The sequence below is a fragment of the Rhizobium sp. P1_B8 genome (assembly GCF_056406515.1).
In genome coordinates this window covers 15,981-32,807 of sequence record NZ_JBFTZZ010000011.1, presented here as the reverse complement: position 1 = coordinate 32,807, position 16,827 = coordinate 15,981, and the positions used below count along the sequence as shown (strand labels likewise).

Here is a 16,827-nt window from a genome sequence, read left to right as displayed (position 1 = left end):
GAACCTGCCGGATTTAGTTGCCATTGATGGCATGAGGAGATCCCGGAGGAAAGCAAGTGCAGGTTTTGCAAAACGGACGTTTCGCGGTTTCGACATGGTCGCTGCATCGGCTGCTCGGCGCCGTTTATGCCTATAGCCCAGATCCTGACAAAAGTGCTGCGGCGAAAGAACCCTATGGCCCCGGCGCCGCGGCACTGATCGACGTGCCGGCGGCGCTCTCGGCGCGCGGCGTCAACCGGTTGGAGATCTGTTCCTTTCATCTGACGAGCCTCGATACCGCCTATATAGGCGAATTGCGTGACGCAATGGCGGCCTCGAACGTGCTCTTCCAGACGCTGCTGGTCGAGGACGGTGATCCAAGCCATCCGGAGACGGCCGAACGCGATGTCAAATGGATGGCGGAGTGGATTGACATCGCCGCAGCCCTCGGGGCGCAGAGGATGCGCGTCATTGCCGGCAAGCAGAAGCCGACGGAGGAAAACCTTACCCGCGCCGCCCATCATCTGAACTGGCTGGCCGGAAAGGCGGAAGGCAGCGGCGTGCGCGTCGTCGTCGAGAACTGGTTCGATCTGCTGCCGTCGCCGATCGAAATGAACTGGCTGCTGGACCGGCTGGACGGCAAGGTCGGCCTCAACGGCGACCTCGGCAACTGGCCGGCGCCGGTCAAATATGAAGGCCTTGCCGACATCATGGGCCGGGCAGAAATCTGCCATGCCAAGGCCGATTACGGCGCTACCGGCCTCGATGCCGAGGATTACCGCACGTGCCTGGATATGTGCGAGAGGGCCGGTTACGCCGGTCCCTTCACGCTGATCTACGACTCGCCCTTCTTCCCGGATGAATGGGATGGCATCCTGCTGCAGAAGGCGTTCATCGAGGATTTCCTGCGCAAGGCGCCGGCGCGCAAGACGGCTTAAATCAGAAGCGCTTCTTGCTCATTCCTGGCGAGGGAACCTTTGGTTTTCCTCCAGCACGTTCAGATCCATGTGGTTGCGCATATAGCGCTCCGAGGCCTTCTGCAGCGGCTGATAGTCCCACGGATAATAGGCTCCATTGCGCAGCGCCGCATAGACCACCCAGCGGCGCGCCTGGCTTTCGCGCACGGCTGCGTCGAAATCGGAAAGGTTCCAGCGTCGCCCGGCCTGTTCGACAAGCCTTGCCAAGGTCTCGGCATGCGCCGGGTCTGCCGCCAGATTGTCGAATTCCCTAGGATCGGTCTCGAGATCGAACAACATCGGTGGGTCCTTCTCGCAGAGCGAGAGCTTGTATCGTCCGTCCCGGATACAGACGAGCGGCGCTTCGGAACCCTCCGCGGCATATTCCATCGGCACAGGGCTGCGGCTGCCGGTGCCTTCGGCAAGCGCTGCGAGATCCTCGCCCTCGGTCCATGGCTTCAGCGAGGCGATATCGATCCCGGCAAGACCCGCCAGCGTCGGGGTCACGTCGAGGGTGGAGACGGGCTGGTCGATCCGTTTGGGCTTCCAGCCGGGTGCCGCGATCATCAGCGGAACGCGGGCCGATCCTTCGAAGAAGTTCATTTTGAACCAGAGGCCGCGATCGCCGAGCATGTCGCCATGGTCGGACGCGAACAGGATGATCGTGTTTTCGGCCATGCGGGTCCGTTCCAGGACGCCGAGAATGTCGCCGATCTTCTCGTCGACATAGGAGATATTGGCGAAATAGCCGCGCCTTGCCCGCCTGATTTGCTCATCGCTGATGTCGAAAGCGTCGTGATCGCAGGCTTTCATCAGACGCTGCGAGTGCGGGTCCTGCTGCTCGAAGGCAATCGGCGCAACCGCCGGGTCAAGTGCCGGGCAATCCTCATAGAGGTCCCAGAATTTGCGGCGCGCGACATAAGGGTCATGCGGATGGGTGAAGCTGACGGTCAGGCACCAGGGACGCTCGTCGTGTCCGCGCGAGAGATCGAACAGCTTGCGGGCGGCGTGGTAGGCGACCTCGTCGTCATACTCCATCTGGTTGGTGATCTCGGCAATCCCGGCGCCGGTGACTGAACCCAGATTGTGATACCACCAGTCTATGCGTTCGCCGGGCTTGCTATAGTCGGGCGTCCAGCCGAAATCGGCGGGGTAGATGTCGGTCGTCAGGCGCTCCTCGAAGCCATGCAACTGGTCGGGGCCGACGAAATGCATCTTGCCGGAAAGCGCCGTCTGGTATCCGGCAGCGCGCAGATGATGCGCATAGGTCGGAATGTCAGAGGCGAATTCCGCCGCATTGTCATAGACGCGGGTTCGGCTCGGCAATTGTCCGGACATGAAGGAGGCCCGCGCCGGTGCGCAGAGCGGGCTTGCCGTATAGGCGTTGGTGAAACGCACGGAACGCTCGGCCAATGATTTCAGATGCGGTGCATGAAGAAAATCGGCCGGGCCATCGGGAAAGAAAGTGCCATTCAACTGATCGACCATCAGGATGAGGATATTCGGACGCGCCATGTGACATTGTCTCCTCAAAGGCCGTCCTGCTGAGGGGTGCCCCTTGCTATTTGCGGATCTTATCAAAGCCAGTATCATCATGCTTGTAAAGCTGGCTTTTTTCGATCGTTGCCTAAAGGAATTTTTATGTCAGACCGCCGGCCTGAGCTTGGGTGGATGCGCATCTTCGCGGAGGTCGCAAGGCTCGGCAGCTTTTCGGCCGCGGCAGCAGCTCTCGGCCTTACGCAGCCTGCCGTCAGCTATCAGATCCGGCGGCTGGAAGAGCAGTTCGGCGTCAACCTGCTGCGCCGCCAGCATCGCGGCGTCGAGTTGACCGCGGAGGGCGAGCGGCTTTTCCAGGTCGCCGCCAAGGCGGTCGGCGACATCGATGCCCTGGCGCGCAGCTTCCGCACTGAGGCTCAAAGGCCGGTCGTCAGACTGAGAACCGACTATGCTTTTTCAGCGCTTTGGCTGATTCCGCGCATGCATGGCTTTCGCCAGCTTCATCCGGAAACGGATATACAGATCGTCGCGACCCAGAGGCTTGAGCCCGGCTTTCGTGACGATGGAGATGTGGTGGTGGTTTTCGGTACGCGGGCCGAATTCAGCGCCATCGGATCGCTTCTGCTGCAGGAAAAGGTCGTGCCCGTCTGCACGCAGGGATTTCTCGATCGTAACGGCCCGTTCGATAATCCGAAACAGCTTGCCGAGGCGATCCTTATCCATCTCGACACGCCGATGCCATCTCCCTGGTTCGACTGGCAAAGCTATTTTACCGAATTCTCGGTCATCCGCGACGCTCATGCCGACCGCGGCGATATCACCTTCAATACCTACTCGTTGGTCGTCCAGGCCGCTTTGAGCGAGCAGGGCGTGGCGATCGGCTGGATGGGGCTGGTCGATACGCTTCTCCAGGCGCGGATGCTGGTGGAAGCCAGCCCGCCGCTGGAGGCGGCCGACCGCGGTTACTGGCTGGTACCGCCGCGATCATCAAGCGCCCACAGCGAGAAGCTCAGCACCTGGCTGATGAACGAGGCGGGGAAGGTCGGCTAGCTCGAGCCGCGCCGCATGGCGGAAGGGCTCTGACGGCGGTTATCCCGGATAACCATCTCCACATCCGCATGCTCACCAGACGCCTCGCAAGATATGGGTATAGTTGAAGCCTTTTCGAGTCCGACTCTTAGCCGATTTTTCTCGTCACAAAGAAACTCATCGCAACTTTTTCGTCACCATTTGGCATTGACGTGAACGGCGTTCGAAATTCCTTCCGTCCTAGTCCGTCCGTACGGATGTACTGGAGTTCCGCAAGGATTTCGAAGCCGCTCTCCTGCATCAGATTGATGTGATGGCTGCGCCACTTCCGATTTATCAGGTAGGGTCGTCGTCCACGCATCATCGTCCACGTGGGCGCGCTCAAAATCCAGTGCCCATTCCAGTCGCTTGACAGACCGTGAGATTGGAAGTCGATCAGGTGCGTCGCAAACCCTCCTGGCTTCAGCCACCGGGCAATAGCGATATAGGTATCAACGAGGTTGTCCACGTGCTCCATGACTGAATGCGTCATCAGCCAGTCAGCCACACCCGCCTGCAGTACGTTGAAATCGGTCCATGGTGCGACGAACTTTAATCGTTCGCTGCCATTCACGAGGTCCGCCTTCAGCGCGTCGATTGCCTCCCCACTGAGGCGCTGTTGCACGATCCCATCTATCCGATCCCAGGCGAAGTTTGTCGGTGACGGCGGAAAAAAGATGTCGCCCGATACGGTGTTATCCCAAAATGCGGCCCGCTCGCCGAAGAGTTCAATCAAACCGTTCAGCACTTCAAGATCGTGCTCGATGCTCCGGTGGTCTTGCAAATCCAGCCCGATGTACGTGTCGACGCCCGCAAGCAGTGCGGCAAGCCCAACGCCAAGCGAACTTCCGGGGCCGACCTCGACCAATACTTCAGGTCTTTTGCCGTTCAGCCAAGGCGCTAGGTGACCGTAGTGGCGAAAGAAAAGGTCATAACAGTGGCGCGCAGAAGCAGTGCCCCCTTCTACGTGCGTATTTCGCAGTTGCGGAAGGACAAAGGAACCCAGTCCCTTGGCTAGGGAGCGAAGTGCAATATGGGTCATGGCGCCACCTTTTTCATCCAAACTCCAGCACGGCAATGTCCGGCGTGCTCTACCCAGCAGAATTCGCGTGAAACATCATCAGAGACCAAAGAAAAGCCAAGCAATATGGTTCGGCCTTGGACTCGTTAGTTGGGATCGTACGCGACTCATAGTGATTGATATTTTCACGAATCTAAAGTCATTCATTGGGCGTACAGCAATAATCACTATGACCATGGCTGTGTTGCTGAAGCGCATGAGAGGCTGCCTCAAAAAGAATTGAGTGATTTCAGCGAGTTGTGATTCCTTCGGATTTGCGAGATTCGATGGAGTTCTTCCTCCCGTACTGGATCGTGGCTTGCTAGCGATCTATGCAACATGAGCAATAGAGAGGGCATTCGGTAAGTGGGCGGGTGTATCTCGTTCTCCTGGTCTGTATCGGGATTTCAAAAGCGCCACATGGATGCACCGCCGATCTGGGTGGCTAGCAGCAGCCTTGCGGCTCACCACGCCTCAACGCCGACGTTTGTGCCCAGGAGAAGCCTTGTCATGAACGACGCCGGTCGCCATTGTGGGATCGAATCGATAGGGAAGGCGGCTGAAGCATGTGGCGAACGATCGGATATGTTCTCGGAGTGCTTATGATCATCTTCGGACTGATCTGGATCGGCCAGGGAAGTGGCTATTTTCCCTATCCGTCGTCCAGCTTCATGATCAGGCAAACGATCTGGATCCTTTGGGGAGCCATCCTGGCGGGACTGGGAGTCGTGATCATGATCGTCCTTTCGCGGCTACACCGGAGAGGATGAGGCCGTGAACCCTTCTGATCGAGCCAATGAACTGAGGAGAATGGCATGAGCGCAGCGGAAATCGACGGTTTCGCGGCACGGATCAGGAACCACCAGGGCGGCATGATCTCCGCCTGGATCGGTATTCCCGACGCCACGCTCGCCAATCACCTGGCGCAGGAGGCCTTCGACACCATCGTGCTGGATATGCAGCACGGCATGTGGGACATGCCCTCGGCAGCGAACGCCGTCGCCCAGGTGCGGCTTGCCGGCAAGCCGGCGCTGGCACGCATACCGGTCGGTGATTTCGCTTCCGCCTCGCGCCTGCTCGATGCCGGAGCCTCCGGCATCATCGCACCGATGATCAATTCGGCCGAAGACGCGCAAGCCTTCGTCAAGACCACGAAATACCCGCCACTTGGTGACCGCAGCTGGGGACCGTCGCTGGCGCTGAACCATACCGGCCTGTCGGCCGATGATTATCTGAAAAACGCCAACGCGCTCACAGTCGCCATCGCCATGGTCGAGACCCGGGCAGCACTCGAGGCGATCGACGACATTCTCGGCGTTGCCGGCATCGATGGCATCTTCATCGGTCCCTCCGATCTTTCGATTGCCCTATCGAACGGCGACCAGGTGGCACCGAACGCCGCCGAGATCGACAGCGCCATGCAGCATGCGGTTTCGCGCTGCCGCGCCCACGGCAAATTCGCCTGCGCCTTCGCCGGGGACGGCGAGCGGGCCGGCGAGCTGCTGAAATTCGGCTTCGATCTGGTCATTGCCGGTGCCGAGACAGCGCAGCTGCGCTCCGGCGCTCGCCGTGCCATCGATGCCGCCCGGAGGATTGCTTCTGCTTGAACGTCATTTCGCCGGCTTGACCGCCAGCCAGATGACGTGGCGGGCGCCGCCGCGTTTGCCGTTGGCGCGTGTGTTGACCGCATCGACGGAAAAACCGCTGTCCTTGAGACGCCGCGTGAAATCGGGGTCCGGACCGGACGACCAGACGGCGAGCACGCCGCCGGCGCGCAACGCCTCGCGGGCGGCGCGAAGGCCGGCGAAATCGTAAAGCCGGTCGTTGGATTTGCGGGTCAGGCCATCAGGGCCGTTGTCGACATCGAGCAGGATCGCATCATAGGCGCCTTTACCGGAACGGATCGCCTCGCCGACATCGCCCTGATGGATGCCGACGCGCGGGTCGTCGAGGCAGCCCTGGAAAACCTCGGCCATCGGCCCGCGTGCCCAGGCGATCACGGCAGGCACCAGTTCGGCGACGATGACGCCGGCATCTTCGGGAAGGACGGCAAGAGCAGCGCGCAGGGTAAAGCCCATGCCGAGCCCGCCGATCAAGATCCTTGGCTTCGGGTGCGCCTTGATTCGTTCCCAGGAAAGTGTTGCCAGCGCTTCCTCCGAGCCGCTGAGACGGCTGTTCATCAGCTCATTGGCGCCGAGCATGATCGAAAATTCGCTGCCGCGCTGCTTCAGCCGCAATTCGCCGCCTTCACCGGGAATGGTCGCGGAATCGAGCTGGATCCAGGGCAGCATGACGGTTTTGCCTCATATGAAAGAGACCGTCCCCTAGCATAGGGCACTAGATGAGGCCAGCAAGCCGGCCTCAGATCATCCGCATGAAATGATCCTGCTCGAATTCGACGATGTTGTCCTGCGGCACGGCCGAGCGGCGGCGGATGTCCTCCACCTCGTCGGGCCTCAGCCGGGCCTTCGGGTCGTCGAAGCGGACATCCGGATCGGGTACGGCCGAGAGCAGCAGACGGGTATAGGGATGCAGCGGATTGTCGATCACCTTGGCGACGCTGCCCCATTCGACGATCTGGCCGGCATACATCACGGCGATGTCCTCGGCGACGTAACGGGCGGTGGCGATATCATGGGTGATGTAGAGCAGGCCGAGATTCATCTCCTGCTTCATCTCGTTCAATAGGTTCAGCACGCCGAGGCGCACCGAGACGTCGAGCATCGAGGTCGGTTCGTCGGCGACGATTACCTCCGGCTTGACGGCCAAGGCGCGAGCGATGTTGACGCGCTGGCGCTGGCCGCCGGAGAGTTCATGCGGATATTTTGGCGCGACGAGATCGGGATCGAGCCTGACGCGCTGCAGCAGTTCGCGGACCGCGACGTCGATCTCGGCCCCCTTGATCTCCGGACGATGCAGCTTCAGTGGCCGCCGAAGATGATGGGCGATGGTGTGGGCAGGGTTCAGCGAGGCGAAGGGGTCCTGGAAGATCATCTGCACCGACCGGCGGTAACGGGCGATCTCAGCGGATTTCGCCGCCTCGACAGGCCGGCCCTTGTAGAGAATCCGGCCGGATGTCGGCAGATATTCGCGCATCGCCATGCGGGCGCAGGTGGTCTTGCCGCTGCCGGATTCGCCGACGAGCGCCAGCGCCCGCCCGGCATGCAGCGAAAACGAGATGGCGCGTGCCGCATGCACGGCTCCGGAACCATGGCCGAAGGTCTTCGTCACCTGGTCGAGTGCGAGAATGGCGTCTGTCATAGCAGCACTCCTCCATGCAGCGAGGGGAAGGAGGCCCAGAGCTTTTTCGTGTAGTCATGCTTGGGCGTCCTGTAGATCGCCTCGGCCGTGTTCTGCTCCACCAGCTTGCCGGCGAGCATGATACCGATGCGGTCGCAGAACTGCACCATCAGCCCGAGATCATGGGTGATGAACAGCACGGAAAAGCCGAAGCTGCGACGCAGTTCGTTGATGCGCTGCAGGATTTCGCGCTGGACGACGACGTCGAGCGCCGTCGTCGGCTCATCCATGACGACGAGCTTCGGATCGAGCGCCATGCAGATGGCGATGACGATGCGCTGGCGCATGCCGCCGGAAAACTGGTGCGGATAGTCGCGCATGCGATCCGGCGCGATATCGACGAGCGTCAGCATCTCGGCGGTGCGCTCGCGGGCTTCCACGCGGCTCATGTTCTTGTGAGTGCGTAGCATGTCGTAGAATTGCGTCTCGATGCGCAGCACCGGGTTCAGCGAGTTCATGGCGCTCTGGAAGACCATGGCGACCTCGCGCCAGCGGAACGCACTGAGCGCCTGCCGGTCGAGGCTGAGCACGTCGCGGCCATCGAGCAGGATGCGGCTTTCCTTGCGGATCAGCGCCGGTGGCTTGTGCAGGCGGCTGATGGCAAAAGCGATGGTGCTCTTGCCGCAGCCGGATTCGCCGGCGAGGCCGAAGACCTCGCCGGGTGCGATATCGAAGCTGACATCCTTGACGGCGCGGAAATCCTTTTCCTCGCCGATATAATCGATTGTCAGATTCCTCACCGAGAGCAGCGGCTGCGTCACAGGCGGCCCTCCCCGGAACGGACGAGCAGGGACCAGCGCTTCAGATGATTGCCGGTGCGCAGCCGTGGATTGGCGATCTCGTCGACGGCGAAGTTCAGCAATGACATGCCGATGCCGAGGAAGGCGAGCGCGAAGCAGGGGGTGAGAATATCCCACCAGGCGCCGACCGAAAGGGCCGAGGCCTTCTGCGCGTTGTAGAGCATGGTGCCCCAGGAGATCGCTCTCGGATCGCCGAGGCCGAGGAATTCCAGCGTCGCTTCGGTGATGATCGCGAAGATGACGCTGCCGATGAAATTGATGCCGACGATAGAAATCACGTTGGGAAAGATCTCGAATGTCATGATGCGCCATTGCGGCTCACCCATCATCTCGGCCGATTTGACGAAATCCTTCTGCTTGACGGAGAGCGTTTCGGCACGGGTGACGCGTGCGCCCCAGGCCCAGGAGGTGGCGCCGAGGATGAGGGCGATGACGAGGGGGCTTGCCTGGCCGATGAAGGCGGCAAGCACCAAGAGCAGCGGCAGGTTCGGAACGACCAGCACCATATTGGTGAAGAAGCTGATGATCTCGTCGGTCTTGCCGCCGCGATAGCCGGAGATGATGCCGAGTGCCGTGCCGACGAGAGTGATCAGCAGGCCGGCGCCGAAGCCGACGGCAAGCGAGGTGCGGGCACCGTAGATCAGCCGGGCGAAGACATCCTGGCCGATGCGGGTGGTGCCGAGAATATGGTCGAGTGACGGCGCCTGGTGCGGTCGTCCGGTGCGGGCGGCCGGGTCGTATTGCGTCAGGAGGGGCGCTGCGATCGCGACGAAGACGATGAAAGCGATGATGACGAGGCCGATCAGCGCCTTGCGGTTTTGAAGCAGGTTCTTCATCTCATGCTCCCTTCAGCCGCGGGTCGAGCAGCACATAGCTGACGTCGACGATAAAATTGGCGATCAGCATGGTCGCGGTCATGATGAGGAGCTGGCCCTGGATGACGGGATAGTCGCGGGCGAGGATCGCCTGATAGAGAATATTGCCGAGGCCGGGATAGTTATAGACGACCTCCGTCACCAGCGAACCGCCGAGGATGGTGCCGATGGCGATGGCAAGGCTGGAGACGGTCGGCAGCAGGGCGTTGCGCGCCGCATACCAGAGCATCACATGCCGGTCGGAAAGGCCCTTGGCGCGGGCCATGACGATATAGTCCTCGCCGAGCAGGTTGATCATGTTGTTGCGCATGGTGACGGTGAAGCCGCCGATCAGCACGGTGCAGAGCGTCACCATCGGCAGGATGCCATGATAGGCGAGGCTGCCGATATATTGCAGGCTGAAGGCCGGATCGAGTGATGGGTCGGCGGCATAACCGTTCGGAAACCAGCCGAGCGTGAAGCCGAAGATGAAGAGCACGATCAGCGAGGTGACGACGGCCGGCACCGAGGTGGCAAAAATCGCGCCGACGGAGACGACGACATCGAACTTGCTGCCGCGACGCCAGGCGGCGACGATGCCGAGGAAGGTGCCGAGCGCGAAGCTCACGATGGTGGCCGTGCCCATCAGCCCGACCGTCCAGATGAGCGCATGGCCGAGCACCGAGGTGACGGGCAGCGGGAAATACTTGATCGAGCGGCCGAGATCGCCGGTGAAGATGCTGCCGAGATAGGTGAGATATTGTTGCCAGAGCGGACCGTCGACGAAGCCGAAGGTGAGCTTCAACGCCTGCAGGCTTTCCGGCGGCAATTCGGTGCCGGCGCTCGAGAACATGATCTGCACCGGATCGCCCGGCATCAGCCGCGGCAGGAAAAAATTGATCGTCGCTGCCGCGATGAAGGCTGCCATGTAGAAGACGAGGCGGCGAAGCAGGAAAGCCATGGGGACTCCGTCGTGACGGAAGCGGCGCTTTCTACGCCGCTTCCGGAGATCGTGATGCTTACTTGACCGGCTCGAGAGCGAGCAGATTCAGCAGGCGTGCCGGATTGGTCCGCGAGATCGACGGATTGACGAAGGGGTTTTCCTTGGTCGACCAGCCGGTGAAGCGCTTGGTGTTGTACTGATACCAGTTCGGATTGTTGAACACCGGAATCATCGGCATGTTTTCGGCGACGATGCGCTGCGCCTTGTTCATCGCGTCCTTCTGCTTGGCAAGATCGGCGGTCTGGGTGAACTCGGTGACGAGTTTCTCGACCTCCGGGTAGAACCAGCGCTGCGCGGTGAAGCGGGTCTTGCCCTTATCCGAAGCGCTGAAAGCGCGCTTGTAGGGGTAATAGGGCGAAGCCGATGCCGGCAGGCTGTTGATCGCCGCATCGAAGGTGCCGTTGATGAGGTTGCCGGTCCAGACGGCTTCCTCCGGCGTTTCGATCTTGGCGTCGATGCCGACCGCCTGCATGCCTTCGACGGCGAGGTTGACGGTGTCGATCCAGTCGGTCCAGGCGCTGGGGACGATGATCGAGAAGGAGATCTTGGTGCCGTCGGGATTGTCGCGGAAACCGTCGCCGTCCTTGTCCTTGTAGCCCGCCTCGTCGAGCAGGGCCTTGGCGGCGTCGGCATCATAGGCTGCGAACTTGCCGAAGTCGGCCTTGACGGATGGGTCCGCCCAGCTCTTGTAGAGCTCGCCCATCAGGCCGGGGTCTTCGTTCAGCGTCGGATAGCCGTAGCCGGCGACGTCGATCATCGTCTTGCGGTCGAGCGCCATCGAGACGGCGCGGCGGAACTTCAGGTCGTTGAAGGCCTTCTTGTTGTTCTCGTTCGCCGTTTCCAAGTTGAACAGGAAGGCGACCATGCTGCTTGGCGAATACCAGTAGTGGAAATGCGCCGGATCCTTGGACACGTAGACATTGTCGATATCGGGAATGAAGGAGACACCCCAGTCGAGCGTGCCGTCGGCCGTTGCGGTCAGCATCTGGTTGTTGTCGGCAAGCTGCGGGAAGCGCATGCAATCGACCTTCAGATGCTCGTTATCCCAATAGTTCGGGTTGCGGCACTGATCGTAGGTCTGGCCGGTGAAACGCGGCACTTCCGTCAGCGGGCCGCTGCCAACAGGGGTCTCGTTGGCGAAGGTGACCGGATCGGCGACGTCCTTCCAGACATGTTCCGGAACGATCGGCAGCTGCGAGATCTGCTCGGCGGCGAGCGAGCTCGGATTGGCAAGCGTGAAGCGCACCGTCTGGGCGTCGACCGCCTGGATATCGGTGATGAAGGTCCAGATGCTGACGAAGTCGAGCGCCGGGAACTTCTTCAGGTAATCATAGGTGAACTTGACGTCGGCTGCGGTCAACGGCTTGCCGTCCGACCATTTCAGGTTCGGGCGCAGCTTGAAATCGATGCTCTTCAGGTCGTCGGAGAGTTTGAAGCTTTCGGCCAGGCGATAGACCGGCTTGTTGCTGTCGAAGCGGTTGAAGATGACCAACGGCTCGTAGATGAAGTCGAGCGTGGACTGGCGCGACGAGGTCTGGTTGAACGGATTGAAGTTGCGAACCCAGGTCGTCGCCGGCTCGATATTCGCCGTCAGGATCGTCTGCGCCACGGCAGATCCCGAAAGCAGCGTCAGGGCGGCGGCTGCGAGAAGATATTTTTTCATGTGTTATTCCCCTTTTCTTATGCGGTGAGAGATGACGTGCCGGTCAGGAGACCAGCGCGCTTGCAAACATGTCTTCGACTTGCGCATGGGCGGCGCGGACATCGATCTTGAGATTGCCGAGGCGGGCCTTGCCGGCGGCGATCCGCTGCAGGGCAGCTTCCGTCAGCGGACGGGCGGCTTTGGCGGCGGCTTCGCTTTCCGGGATGTCGCCGTGGCTGTGGAGCGCGATGTCGAAGCCTGCGTCGAGCACCTGTTTGACGCGTTCCGGCAGGGTGCCGGAGAGCGACTCCATGAAGATGCAGTCTGATATCAGCACGCCGTCATAGCCCATCTCCTTGCGGATCACGTCGTGCATAACAGGCGAGACGGACGCTGGCAGCTCCGCGTCATAGGCCGAGTAGACGACATGAGCGACCATCGCCCAGGGCGTATCCTTCAGCGCGACGAAGGGCCTGAAATCGGTCGCGGTGAGCGTCTCGCGGCTGGCGTCGACCACCGGACGCTCCTTGTGGGAGTCGAGCGTCGCGCGGCCATGGCCGGGAATGTGCTTGATGACGGGCATGTTGCCGGTCTCGAGCAGGCCATCGACCACCTCGCGGCCGAGGGCAGCGATGAAATCGGGATCTGGGCCGAAGGAGCGGGCGCCGATGACCGCACTCGTCGTCTCGAAGACGAGGTCGAGAACGGGCGAGCAGCCGCTGGAAAGGCCGAGTTCCGTCATCATCGCGCCCATGGCCTGGGAGGAAAGGCGCAGTGCTTTTTTGCCGAGATCGAAATCGCGGCGCGCAAGTTCGGCAAACTGGCCGAAACTGCGGAAGAGCGGCCAGGGGCCGGCATCGAGATGCTGAACGCGGCCGCCTTCCTGGTCGGTGAAGACAGGCGCGTCGTCGCGGCCGACGGCCTCGCGGAAGCGGTCGATCAGCCGCTTCGTCTGTTCCGGCTCGCGCTGATTGCGCCGGCCGACGAACAGGCCGAGCGGATTGGTTTCGCGAAAGAGGGCGAATTCATCATCCGAAATAGTGGGATTCGGGAGGCCGACGAAAAGGGCGAGCGGGGTCGAGGACAATTCTGTAACTCCGGATCAGATGGTCATTTCGGCGTGCTTCTCAGCATGCCTTCGTAGATGCCCTTGTCGGGGGCGGGGATGACGATTGCGCCTGCGGTCTTGGCGTAGAAATCGACCGGGCCGGCGTCGCCGATGAAGGCATAGGCGTGACCGAGCGTCTTCATGGCCTGAAGGCAGGCGGAAAAGAGGGCGAGCCCGATGCCCCTGCCACGCGCTTCGGGGTCGACGCCGGTCGGGCCGAAGAAGCCGCGCGCCGTCGTGTCATAGCAGGCAAAGCCCAGCAGCTTGCCGCCGTCGACGGCGATCAGGCAGGCAACGGGCTGACGGGAGAAGGCGACTGTGACTTCGCTTGCCCAGTTCTCGCTGAACTGTTCGCGAACCCAGCTGACGATAAGATGCAGTTCCGGGGGGAGGGCCGGGCGGATGGAGACGCCGACATCGCCGGCCTTCTGTCTCAGGTCGGCGAGCTCAGTGGAATACAAGCTCACAAGCAGGTCTGGCACCTGTCATTCCTCCAGTTATTCCGTTATTGCGGAATGTATCCCCTTTTAGTGTCATAGATTTGGCCATCTGGCAGGGCTTGTCAACAAGGTTTTTCAACGAGAGAAAGGGACGCCCCGCCGCAGTCGCCGCGGTTTCAACGCAAAGTAGGTGCCGAACGAAAAAACGGCCCGGGAGGCCGGGCCGTTTTCAATTGGCGGCTTGTTCGCTGAGCGAGTGCTTATATATCGTCTTTCCAGAGCGCATGAAAATGCTGCACCGGACCGTGGCCGGAGCCAACGGTGAGACTTCCGGCAGCCGCGACCGCGCCGGCAAGGTATTCCTTCGCGATGGCGACCGCCTCCCGCGCCGAGGCGCCCTTGGCGAGCTCGGCCGCCAGGGCGCTGGAGAGCGTGCAGCCGGTGCCGTGGGTGTTCTTGGTCGGCACGCGCCTGGCTTCGAACCAGTGCAGGCCGGCGGCGGTGGCAAGCACGTCAGGGCTCTCGTCGCTGTCGAGATGGCCGCCCTTGACCAGCACTGCGGCCGGGCCAAGCGCGCGCAGGCGTTCGGCCTGCGCCGCCATGTCAGCGCGATTTGTCGCGACCGGCTGGTGCAGCAGCGCGGCGGCTTCGGGCAGGTTCGGGGTCAGCAGCGTGGCAAGCGGCAGCAGCCGATGGGTCAGCACGTCGACCGCTTCAGGCGCGAGCAGGGCGGCTCCACCCTTGGCGATCATGACAGGATCGATGACGATCGGAATGTCGCGGTGGTCAGTCAGCGCACCGGCAACGGCGTCGGCGATGCCGGCATTGGCGATCATGCCGACCTTGACGGCATCGACGCGGACATCGGCAAAGACGGCATTGATCTGGTCGGCGACGAATTGCGGCGGCACCAGATGCACACCGCTGACACCTTGCGTGTTCTGCGCCGTCAACGCGGTCAGCACCGCCATGCCGTAGACGCCGCGGGCGGAAAAGGCCTTGAGATCGGCCTGGATGCCGGCGCCACCGGAGGGATCGGAGCCGGCGATCGAGAGAACGTTGCGGATCATGCACGGGCCTTTCGGATTTCTGCGGCGATGTGGCGCGTGGCCGCTTCAGGATCTGGCGTGCCGCAGATGGCGGAAACGACGGCAACCCCTTTCGCGCCCGCGGCGAACACTTGGGCGACATGATCCGCCTTGAGCCCGCCGATCGCGACCGATGGCACCGGCGAGGCCTTCACCAGCTTGGCAAGACCGTCAAAACCGATCGGCTGCTTGTGGTCGGCCTTGGTCGGTGTCGCAAACACCGGTCCGACGCCGGTATAATCGACCAGACCAGGATCAACGGCGGCGGCGAGCGGCGCGGTCTCGACCGAGAGGCCAAGGATCATGTCGGGGCCGATCATCGTCCGCGCTTTGTGTGCATCCATGTCTTCCTGGCCGATATGCAGACCGTCGGCGCCGATGGCGATTGCCGCCTCGACATCATCGTTGACGATGAGGAGGGCGCCGGTCCCCTCCAATGCCTGTTTCAAGGCGCGGCCGGTCTCGATCATCCCGATGGTGGCGGCATGTTTGTCACGCAGTTGCACCATGGTCGCGCCGCCGGCAACGGCAAGTCGCGCCGTTTCGACCATGCCGATCCCGGCGCACAGATCGGGGTCGAGGACGAGATAGAGCGAAAGGTCGAAAGCCTTCATGCCGCCGATATCCTCGCCCTGGCGTCAAGCGTTTCGGGGTCGAGCGCAGCTAACGCATCGAGGAAACGCCATGAGAAGGAACCGGGGCCGGCCGCCCCAAGTGCGGCCTCTTCGCCGGCGATGGCGAAGGTTGCAAGTGCCGCAACCGTCGCGCCGAAGGTGTCTTCGGGTGCCGTCGCGGCAAAGGCGCCGACGAGGCAGGTGAGCGAGCAACCGAGCGCGGTGACTTGCGGCATCAGCGCCGATCCGCCTTCGATGCGCACGGCCTTCTCGCCGTCGGTGACGAAATCCACCGCACCGGTGACGGCGACGACCGCCCGCTGACGTTCAGCCAGCCATCGCGCCGAACCTTCCGCCTGTTCGACCGGGTCGCGGCTGTCGACGCCCTGGCCGCGGCTCTCTCCGCCGGCCAGCGCGATGATTTCGGAGGCGTTGCCGCGGATGATGGTCGGACGCAGCGCCAGGAGGTCGGCGACCGCGTTGCGGCGGAAAGCCGTCGCATAATGGGCGACCGGATCGAGCACCCAGGGTTTGCCGGCTGATGTCGCTGCCTTCGCCGCTGCCTGCATGCCGTCGATCCATTGCGTCGACAGCGTGCCGATATTGATTGTCAGCGCATTGGCGATCCCGGCGAATTCCCCGGCTTCCTCAGCGGCATACACCATGGCAGGCGAGGCGCCGGATGCAAGCAGCACATTTGCGGCGATGTTCATGGCGACGTAATTGGTGATGCACTGAACGAGCGGCGGCTTCTCGCGCATCGCCTTCAGCATCGCTCCTGGTGTGGTCCTGGTCTGCATATGGCCCCTTTCAGGCGGGGGCGGGCACGGGGCGGTTCGTGCGGGCTAAGCCGCGACCCCGAGCGACTCCCTCCGCCGGCATTATCCGGTTCAGGTTCGAAGGGTGCTTCTCAGCCCGTCTGTCGACGAACGCCCCTGTCTCTCATCGCGCTCTTTTTCGCAGAGAACGGGGCTGATGTCATCCTGAAAATGACAATTCTGCGACCGACGCGGCGCGACGATGGCTATGGATGATTTATGGGTCTGGATCGCCCTTCATGAAGGACGAGAGATCGCCGCCGATTCGTGTCTTGACCAGGTTTTCCAGAATGTCGTCTGCGGGTTCTGTTCCGGGCTGCCCTCGTCGTTGCCGTTTTGCCATGCGGCTGTCCTCTCCTTTTCGAGAAGAATAACAGTAGCAACCGTGGGTGCAATGAATTTCTAAAATACATCTCTGTATTTGTGAGGAGCATCGAGAAAAACACAGATGCCGGAGCGGCTCTTTTCTTCGAAGGAACGAGGCTCATCTTTTCAAGACTTCGCAGCAGTGCGGATAGTGCGGAATTATTCATCCTATCCGTTCATCTGTCGAATTTTCAATGCAAGCGGGCAGGTGGACAGCTTCGCGTAAGTTGCGCG

Annotated in this window: 17 protein-coding genes and 1 riboswitch; of the genes, 4 read left to right on the top strand and 13 right to left on the bottom strand. The window is 61.7% G+C overall.

Features of this window, described 5'->3' with window-relative positions; all coding sequences use genetic code 11:
- Window positions 1-56 precede the first annotated feature (56 nt).
- Window positions 57-917: a sugar phosphate isomerase/epimerase family protein gene (locus AC1D2N_RS14810; RefSeq protein WP_130653923.1), complete on the top strand. Its 861-nt coding sequence runs from the start codon at window positions 57-59 to the stop codon at window positions 915-917.
- 18 nt (window positions 918-935) lie between these two features.
- Here AC1D2N_RS14810 and betC read toward each other — a convergent pair whose 3' ends face one another.
- Window positions 936-2,450: a choline-sulfatase gene (betC, locus tag AC1D2N_RS14805; protein ID WP_130653922.1), complete on the bottom strand. Its 1,515-nt coding sequence runs from the start codon at window positions 2,448-2,450 to the stop codon at window positions 936-938.
- A 126-nt stretch (window positions 2,451-2,576) separates the two neighbouring features.
- Between betC and AC1D2N_RS14800 the strand changes: the two genes are divergently transcribed.
- Window positions 2,577-3,482 carry a choline sulfate utilization transcriptional regulator gene (locus AC1D2N_RS14800; protein ID WP_130653921.1) on the top strand — a complete coding sequence of 302 codons (906 nt, stop codon included), beginning with the start codon at window positions 2,577-2,579 and terminating at the stop codon, window positions 3,480-3,482.
- Between the two features lie 127 nt (window positions 3,483-3,609).
- Here the strand turns inward: AC1D2N_RS14800 and AC1D2N_RS14795 are convergent, their stop codons facing one another.
- The gene (locus AC1D2N_RS14795; RefSeq protein ID WP_047617913.1) at window positions 3,610-4,542 is read right to left on the bottom strand and encodes a hypothetical protein; all 933 of its coding nucleotides are present in this window, start codon (window positions 4,540-4,542) and stop codon (window positions 3,610-3,612) included.
- A gap of 584 nt (window positions 4,543-5,126) precedes the next feature.
- Between AC1D2N_RS14795 and AC1D2N_RS14790 the strand changes: the two genes are divergently transcribed.
- Window positions 5,127-5,330 (top strand): hypothetical protein, encoded by a 204-nt coding sequence (locus tag AC1D2N_RS14790; RefSeq protein WP_130653920.1) that lies wholly within the window; start codon window positions 5,127-5,129, stop codon window positions 5,328-5,330.
- A gap of 45 nt (window positions 5,331-5,375) precedes the next feature.
- The gene (locus tag AC1D2N_RS14785; protein WP_047617918.1) at window positions 5,376-6,167 is read left to right on the top strand and encodes an HpcH/HpaI aldolase family protein; all 792 of its coding nucleotides are present in this window, start codon (window positions 5,376-5,378) and stop codon (window positions 6,165-6,167) included.
- A gap of 3 nt (window positions 6,168-6,170) precedes the next feature.
- Here the strand turns inward: AC1D2N_RS14785 and AC1D2N_RS14780 are convergent, their stop codons facing one another.
- From AC1D2N_RS14780 to thiM, 11 genes are all read right to left on the bottom strand, one after another.
- Window positions 6,171-6,851 carry a spermidine synthase gene (locus AC1D2N_RS14780; RefSeq protein ID WP_047617920.1) on the bottom strand — a complete coding sequence of 227 codons (681 nt, stop codon included), beginning with the start codon at window positions 6,849-6,851 and terminating at the stop codon, window positions 6,171-6,173.
- 70 nt (window positions 6,852-6,921) lie between these two features.
- Window positions 6,922-7,821: an ABC transporter ATP-binding protein gene (locus AC1D2N_RS14775; protein WP_047617922.1), complete on the bottom strand. Its 900-nt coding sequence runs from the start codon at window positions 7,819-7,821 to the stop codon at window positions 6,922-6,924.
- A complete protein-coding gene (locus tag AC1D2N_RS14770; RefSeq protein ID WP_047617924.1) occupies window positions 7,818-8,621 on the bottom strand; it encodes an ABC transporter ATP-binding protein in 804 nt (267 codons plus the stop codon). The genes AC1D2N_RS14775 and AC1D2N_RS14770 overlap by 4 nt, the downstream gene beginning before the upstream one ends.
- A complete protein-coding gene (locus AC1D2N_RS14765) occupies window positions 8,618-9,496 on the bottom strand; it encodes an ABC transporter permease (RefSeq protein ID WP_018448569.1) in 879 nt (292 codons plus the stop codon). The genes AC1D2N_RS14770 and AC1D2N_RS14765 overlap by 4 nt, the downstream gene beginning before the upstream one ends.
- A gap of 1 nt (window position 9,497) precedes the next feature.
- Window positions 9,498-10,475: an ABC transporter permease gene (locus AC1D2N_RS14760; RefSeq protein ID WP_018246558.1), complete on the bottom strand. Its 978-nt coding sequence runs from the start codon at window positions 10,473-10,475 to the stop codon at window positions 9,498-9,500.
- A 58-nt stretch (window positions 10,476-10,533) separates the two neighbouring features.
- On the bottom strand, window positions 10,534-12,180 hold the full coding sequence (locus AC1D2N_RS14755; protein ID WP_130653919.1) for an ABC transporter substrate-binding protein: 1,647 nt from the start codon (window positions 12,178-12,180) through the stop codon (window positions 10,534-10,536).
- A 43-nt stretch (window positions 12,181-12,223) separates the two neighbouring features.
- On the bottom strand, window positions 12,224-13,246 hold the full coding sequence (locus AC1D2N_RS14750) for a glycoside hydrolase family 3 N-terminal domain-containing protein (RefSeq protein WP_018448571.1): 1,023 nt from the start codon (window positions 13,244-13,246) through the stop codon (window positions 12,224-12,226).
- A 23-nt stretch (window positions 13,247-13,269) separates the two neighbouring features.
- Window positions 13,270-13,749: a GNAT family N-acetyltransferase gene (locus AC1D2N_RS14745; protein WP_026231012.1), complete on the bottom strand. Its 480-nt coding sequence runs from the start codon at window positions 13,747-13,749 to the stop codon at window positions 13,270-13,272.
- 218 nt (window positions 13,750-13,967) lie between these two features.
- On the bottom strand, window positions 13,968-14,777 hold the full coding sequence (gene thiD / locus AC1D2N_RS14740; protein WP_130653918.1) for a bifunctional hydroxymethylpyrimidine kinase/phosphomethylpyrimidine kinase: 810 nt from the start codon (window positions 14,775-14,777) through the stop codon (window positions 13,968-13,970).
- Window positions 14,774-15,409, bottom strand: coding sequence for a thiamine phosphate synthase (gene thiE, locus AC1D2N_RS14735; RefSeq protein WP_018448574.1), 636 nt, complete (start codon window positions 15,407-15,409; stop codon window positions 14,774-14,776). The genes thiD and thiE overlap by 4 nt, the downstream gene beginning before the upstream one ends.
- Entirely contained in the window at window positions 15,406-16,209 is an 804-nt protein-coding gene (gene thiM, locus AC1D2N_RS14730; protein ID WP_026231013.1) for a hydroxyethylthiazole kinase, read from the bottom strand. The genes thiE and thiM overlap by 4 nt, the downstream gene beginning before the upstream one ends.
- 50 nt (window positions 16,210-16,259) lie before the next feature.
- Window positions 16,260-16,356: riboswitch (TPP riboswitch) on the bottom strand.
- Between the last annotated feature and the right edge of the window lie 471 nt (window positions 16,357-16,827).

Excerpts from the sequence above, each read along its gene's own strand:
- AC1D2N_RS14755 (WP_130653919.1), bottom strand. The coding sequence starts at position 12,180 with ATGAAAAAATATCTTCTCGCAGCCGCCGCCCTGACGCTGCTTTCGGGA.
- AC1D2N_RS14795 (WP_047617913.1), bottom strand. The coding sequence starts at position 4,542 with ATGACCCATATTGCACTTCGCTCCCTAGCCAAGGGACTGGGTTCCTTT.
- thiE (WP_018448574.1), bottom strand. The coding sequence starts at position 15,409 with ATGAAGGCTTTCGACCTTTCGCTCTATCTCGTCCTCGACCCCGATCTG.
- AC1D2N_RS14780 (WP_047617920.1), bottom strand. The coding sequence starts at position 6,851 with ATGCTGCCCTGGATCCAGCTCGATTCCGCGACCATTCCCGGTGAAGGC.
- betC (WP_130653922.1), bottom strand. The coding sequence starts at position 2,450 with ATGGCGCGTCCGAATATCCTCATCCTGATGGTCGATCAGTTGAATGGC.
- AC1D2N_RS14760 (WP_018246558.1), bottom strand. The coding sequence starts at position 10,475 with ATGGCTTTCCTGCTTCGCCGCCTCGTCTTCTACATGGCAGCCTTCATC.
- AC1D2N_RS14790 (WP_130653920.1), top strand. The coding sequence starts at position 5,127 with ATGTGGCGAACGATCGGATATGTTCTCGGAGTGCTTATGATCATCTTC.
- AC1D2N_RS14800 (WP_130653921.1), top strand. The coding sequence starts at position 2,577 with ATGTCAGACCGCCGGCCTGAGCTTGGGTGGATGCGCATCTTCGCGGAG.
- AC1D2N_RS14775 (WP_047617922.1), bottom strand. The coding sequence starts at position 7,821 with ATGACAGACGCCATTCTCGCACTCGACCAGGTGACGAAGACCTTCGGC.
- thiM (WP_026231013.1), bottom strand. The coding sequence starts at position 16,209 with ATGCAGACCAGGACCACACCAGGAGCGATGCTGAAGGCGATGCGCGAG.
- AC1D2N_RS14765 (WP_018448569.1), bottom strand. The coding sequence starts at position 9,496 with ATGAAGAACCTGCTTCAAAACCGCAAGGCGCTGATCGGCCTCGTCATC.
- thiD (WP_130653918.1), bottom strand. The coding sequence starts at position 14,777 with ATGATCCGCAACGTTCTCTCGATCGCCGGCTCCGATCCCTCCGGTGGC.
- AC1D2N_RS14785 (WP_047617918.1), top strand. The coding sequence starts at position 5,376 with ATGAGCGCAGCGGAAATCGACGGTTTCGCGGCACGGATCAGGAACCAC.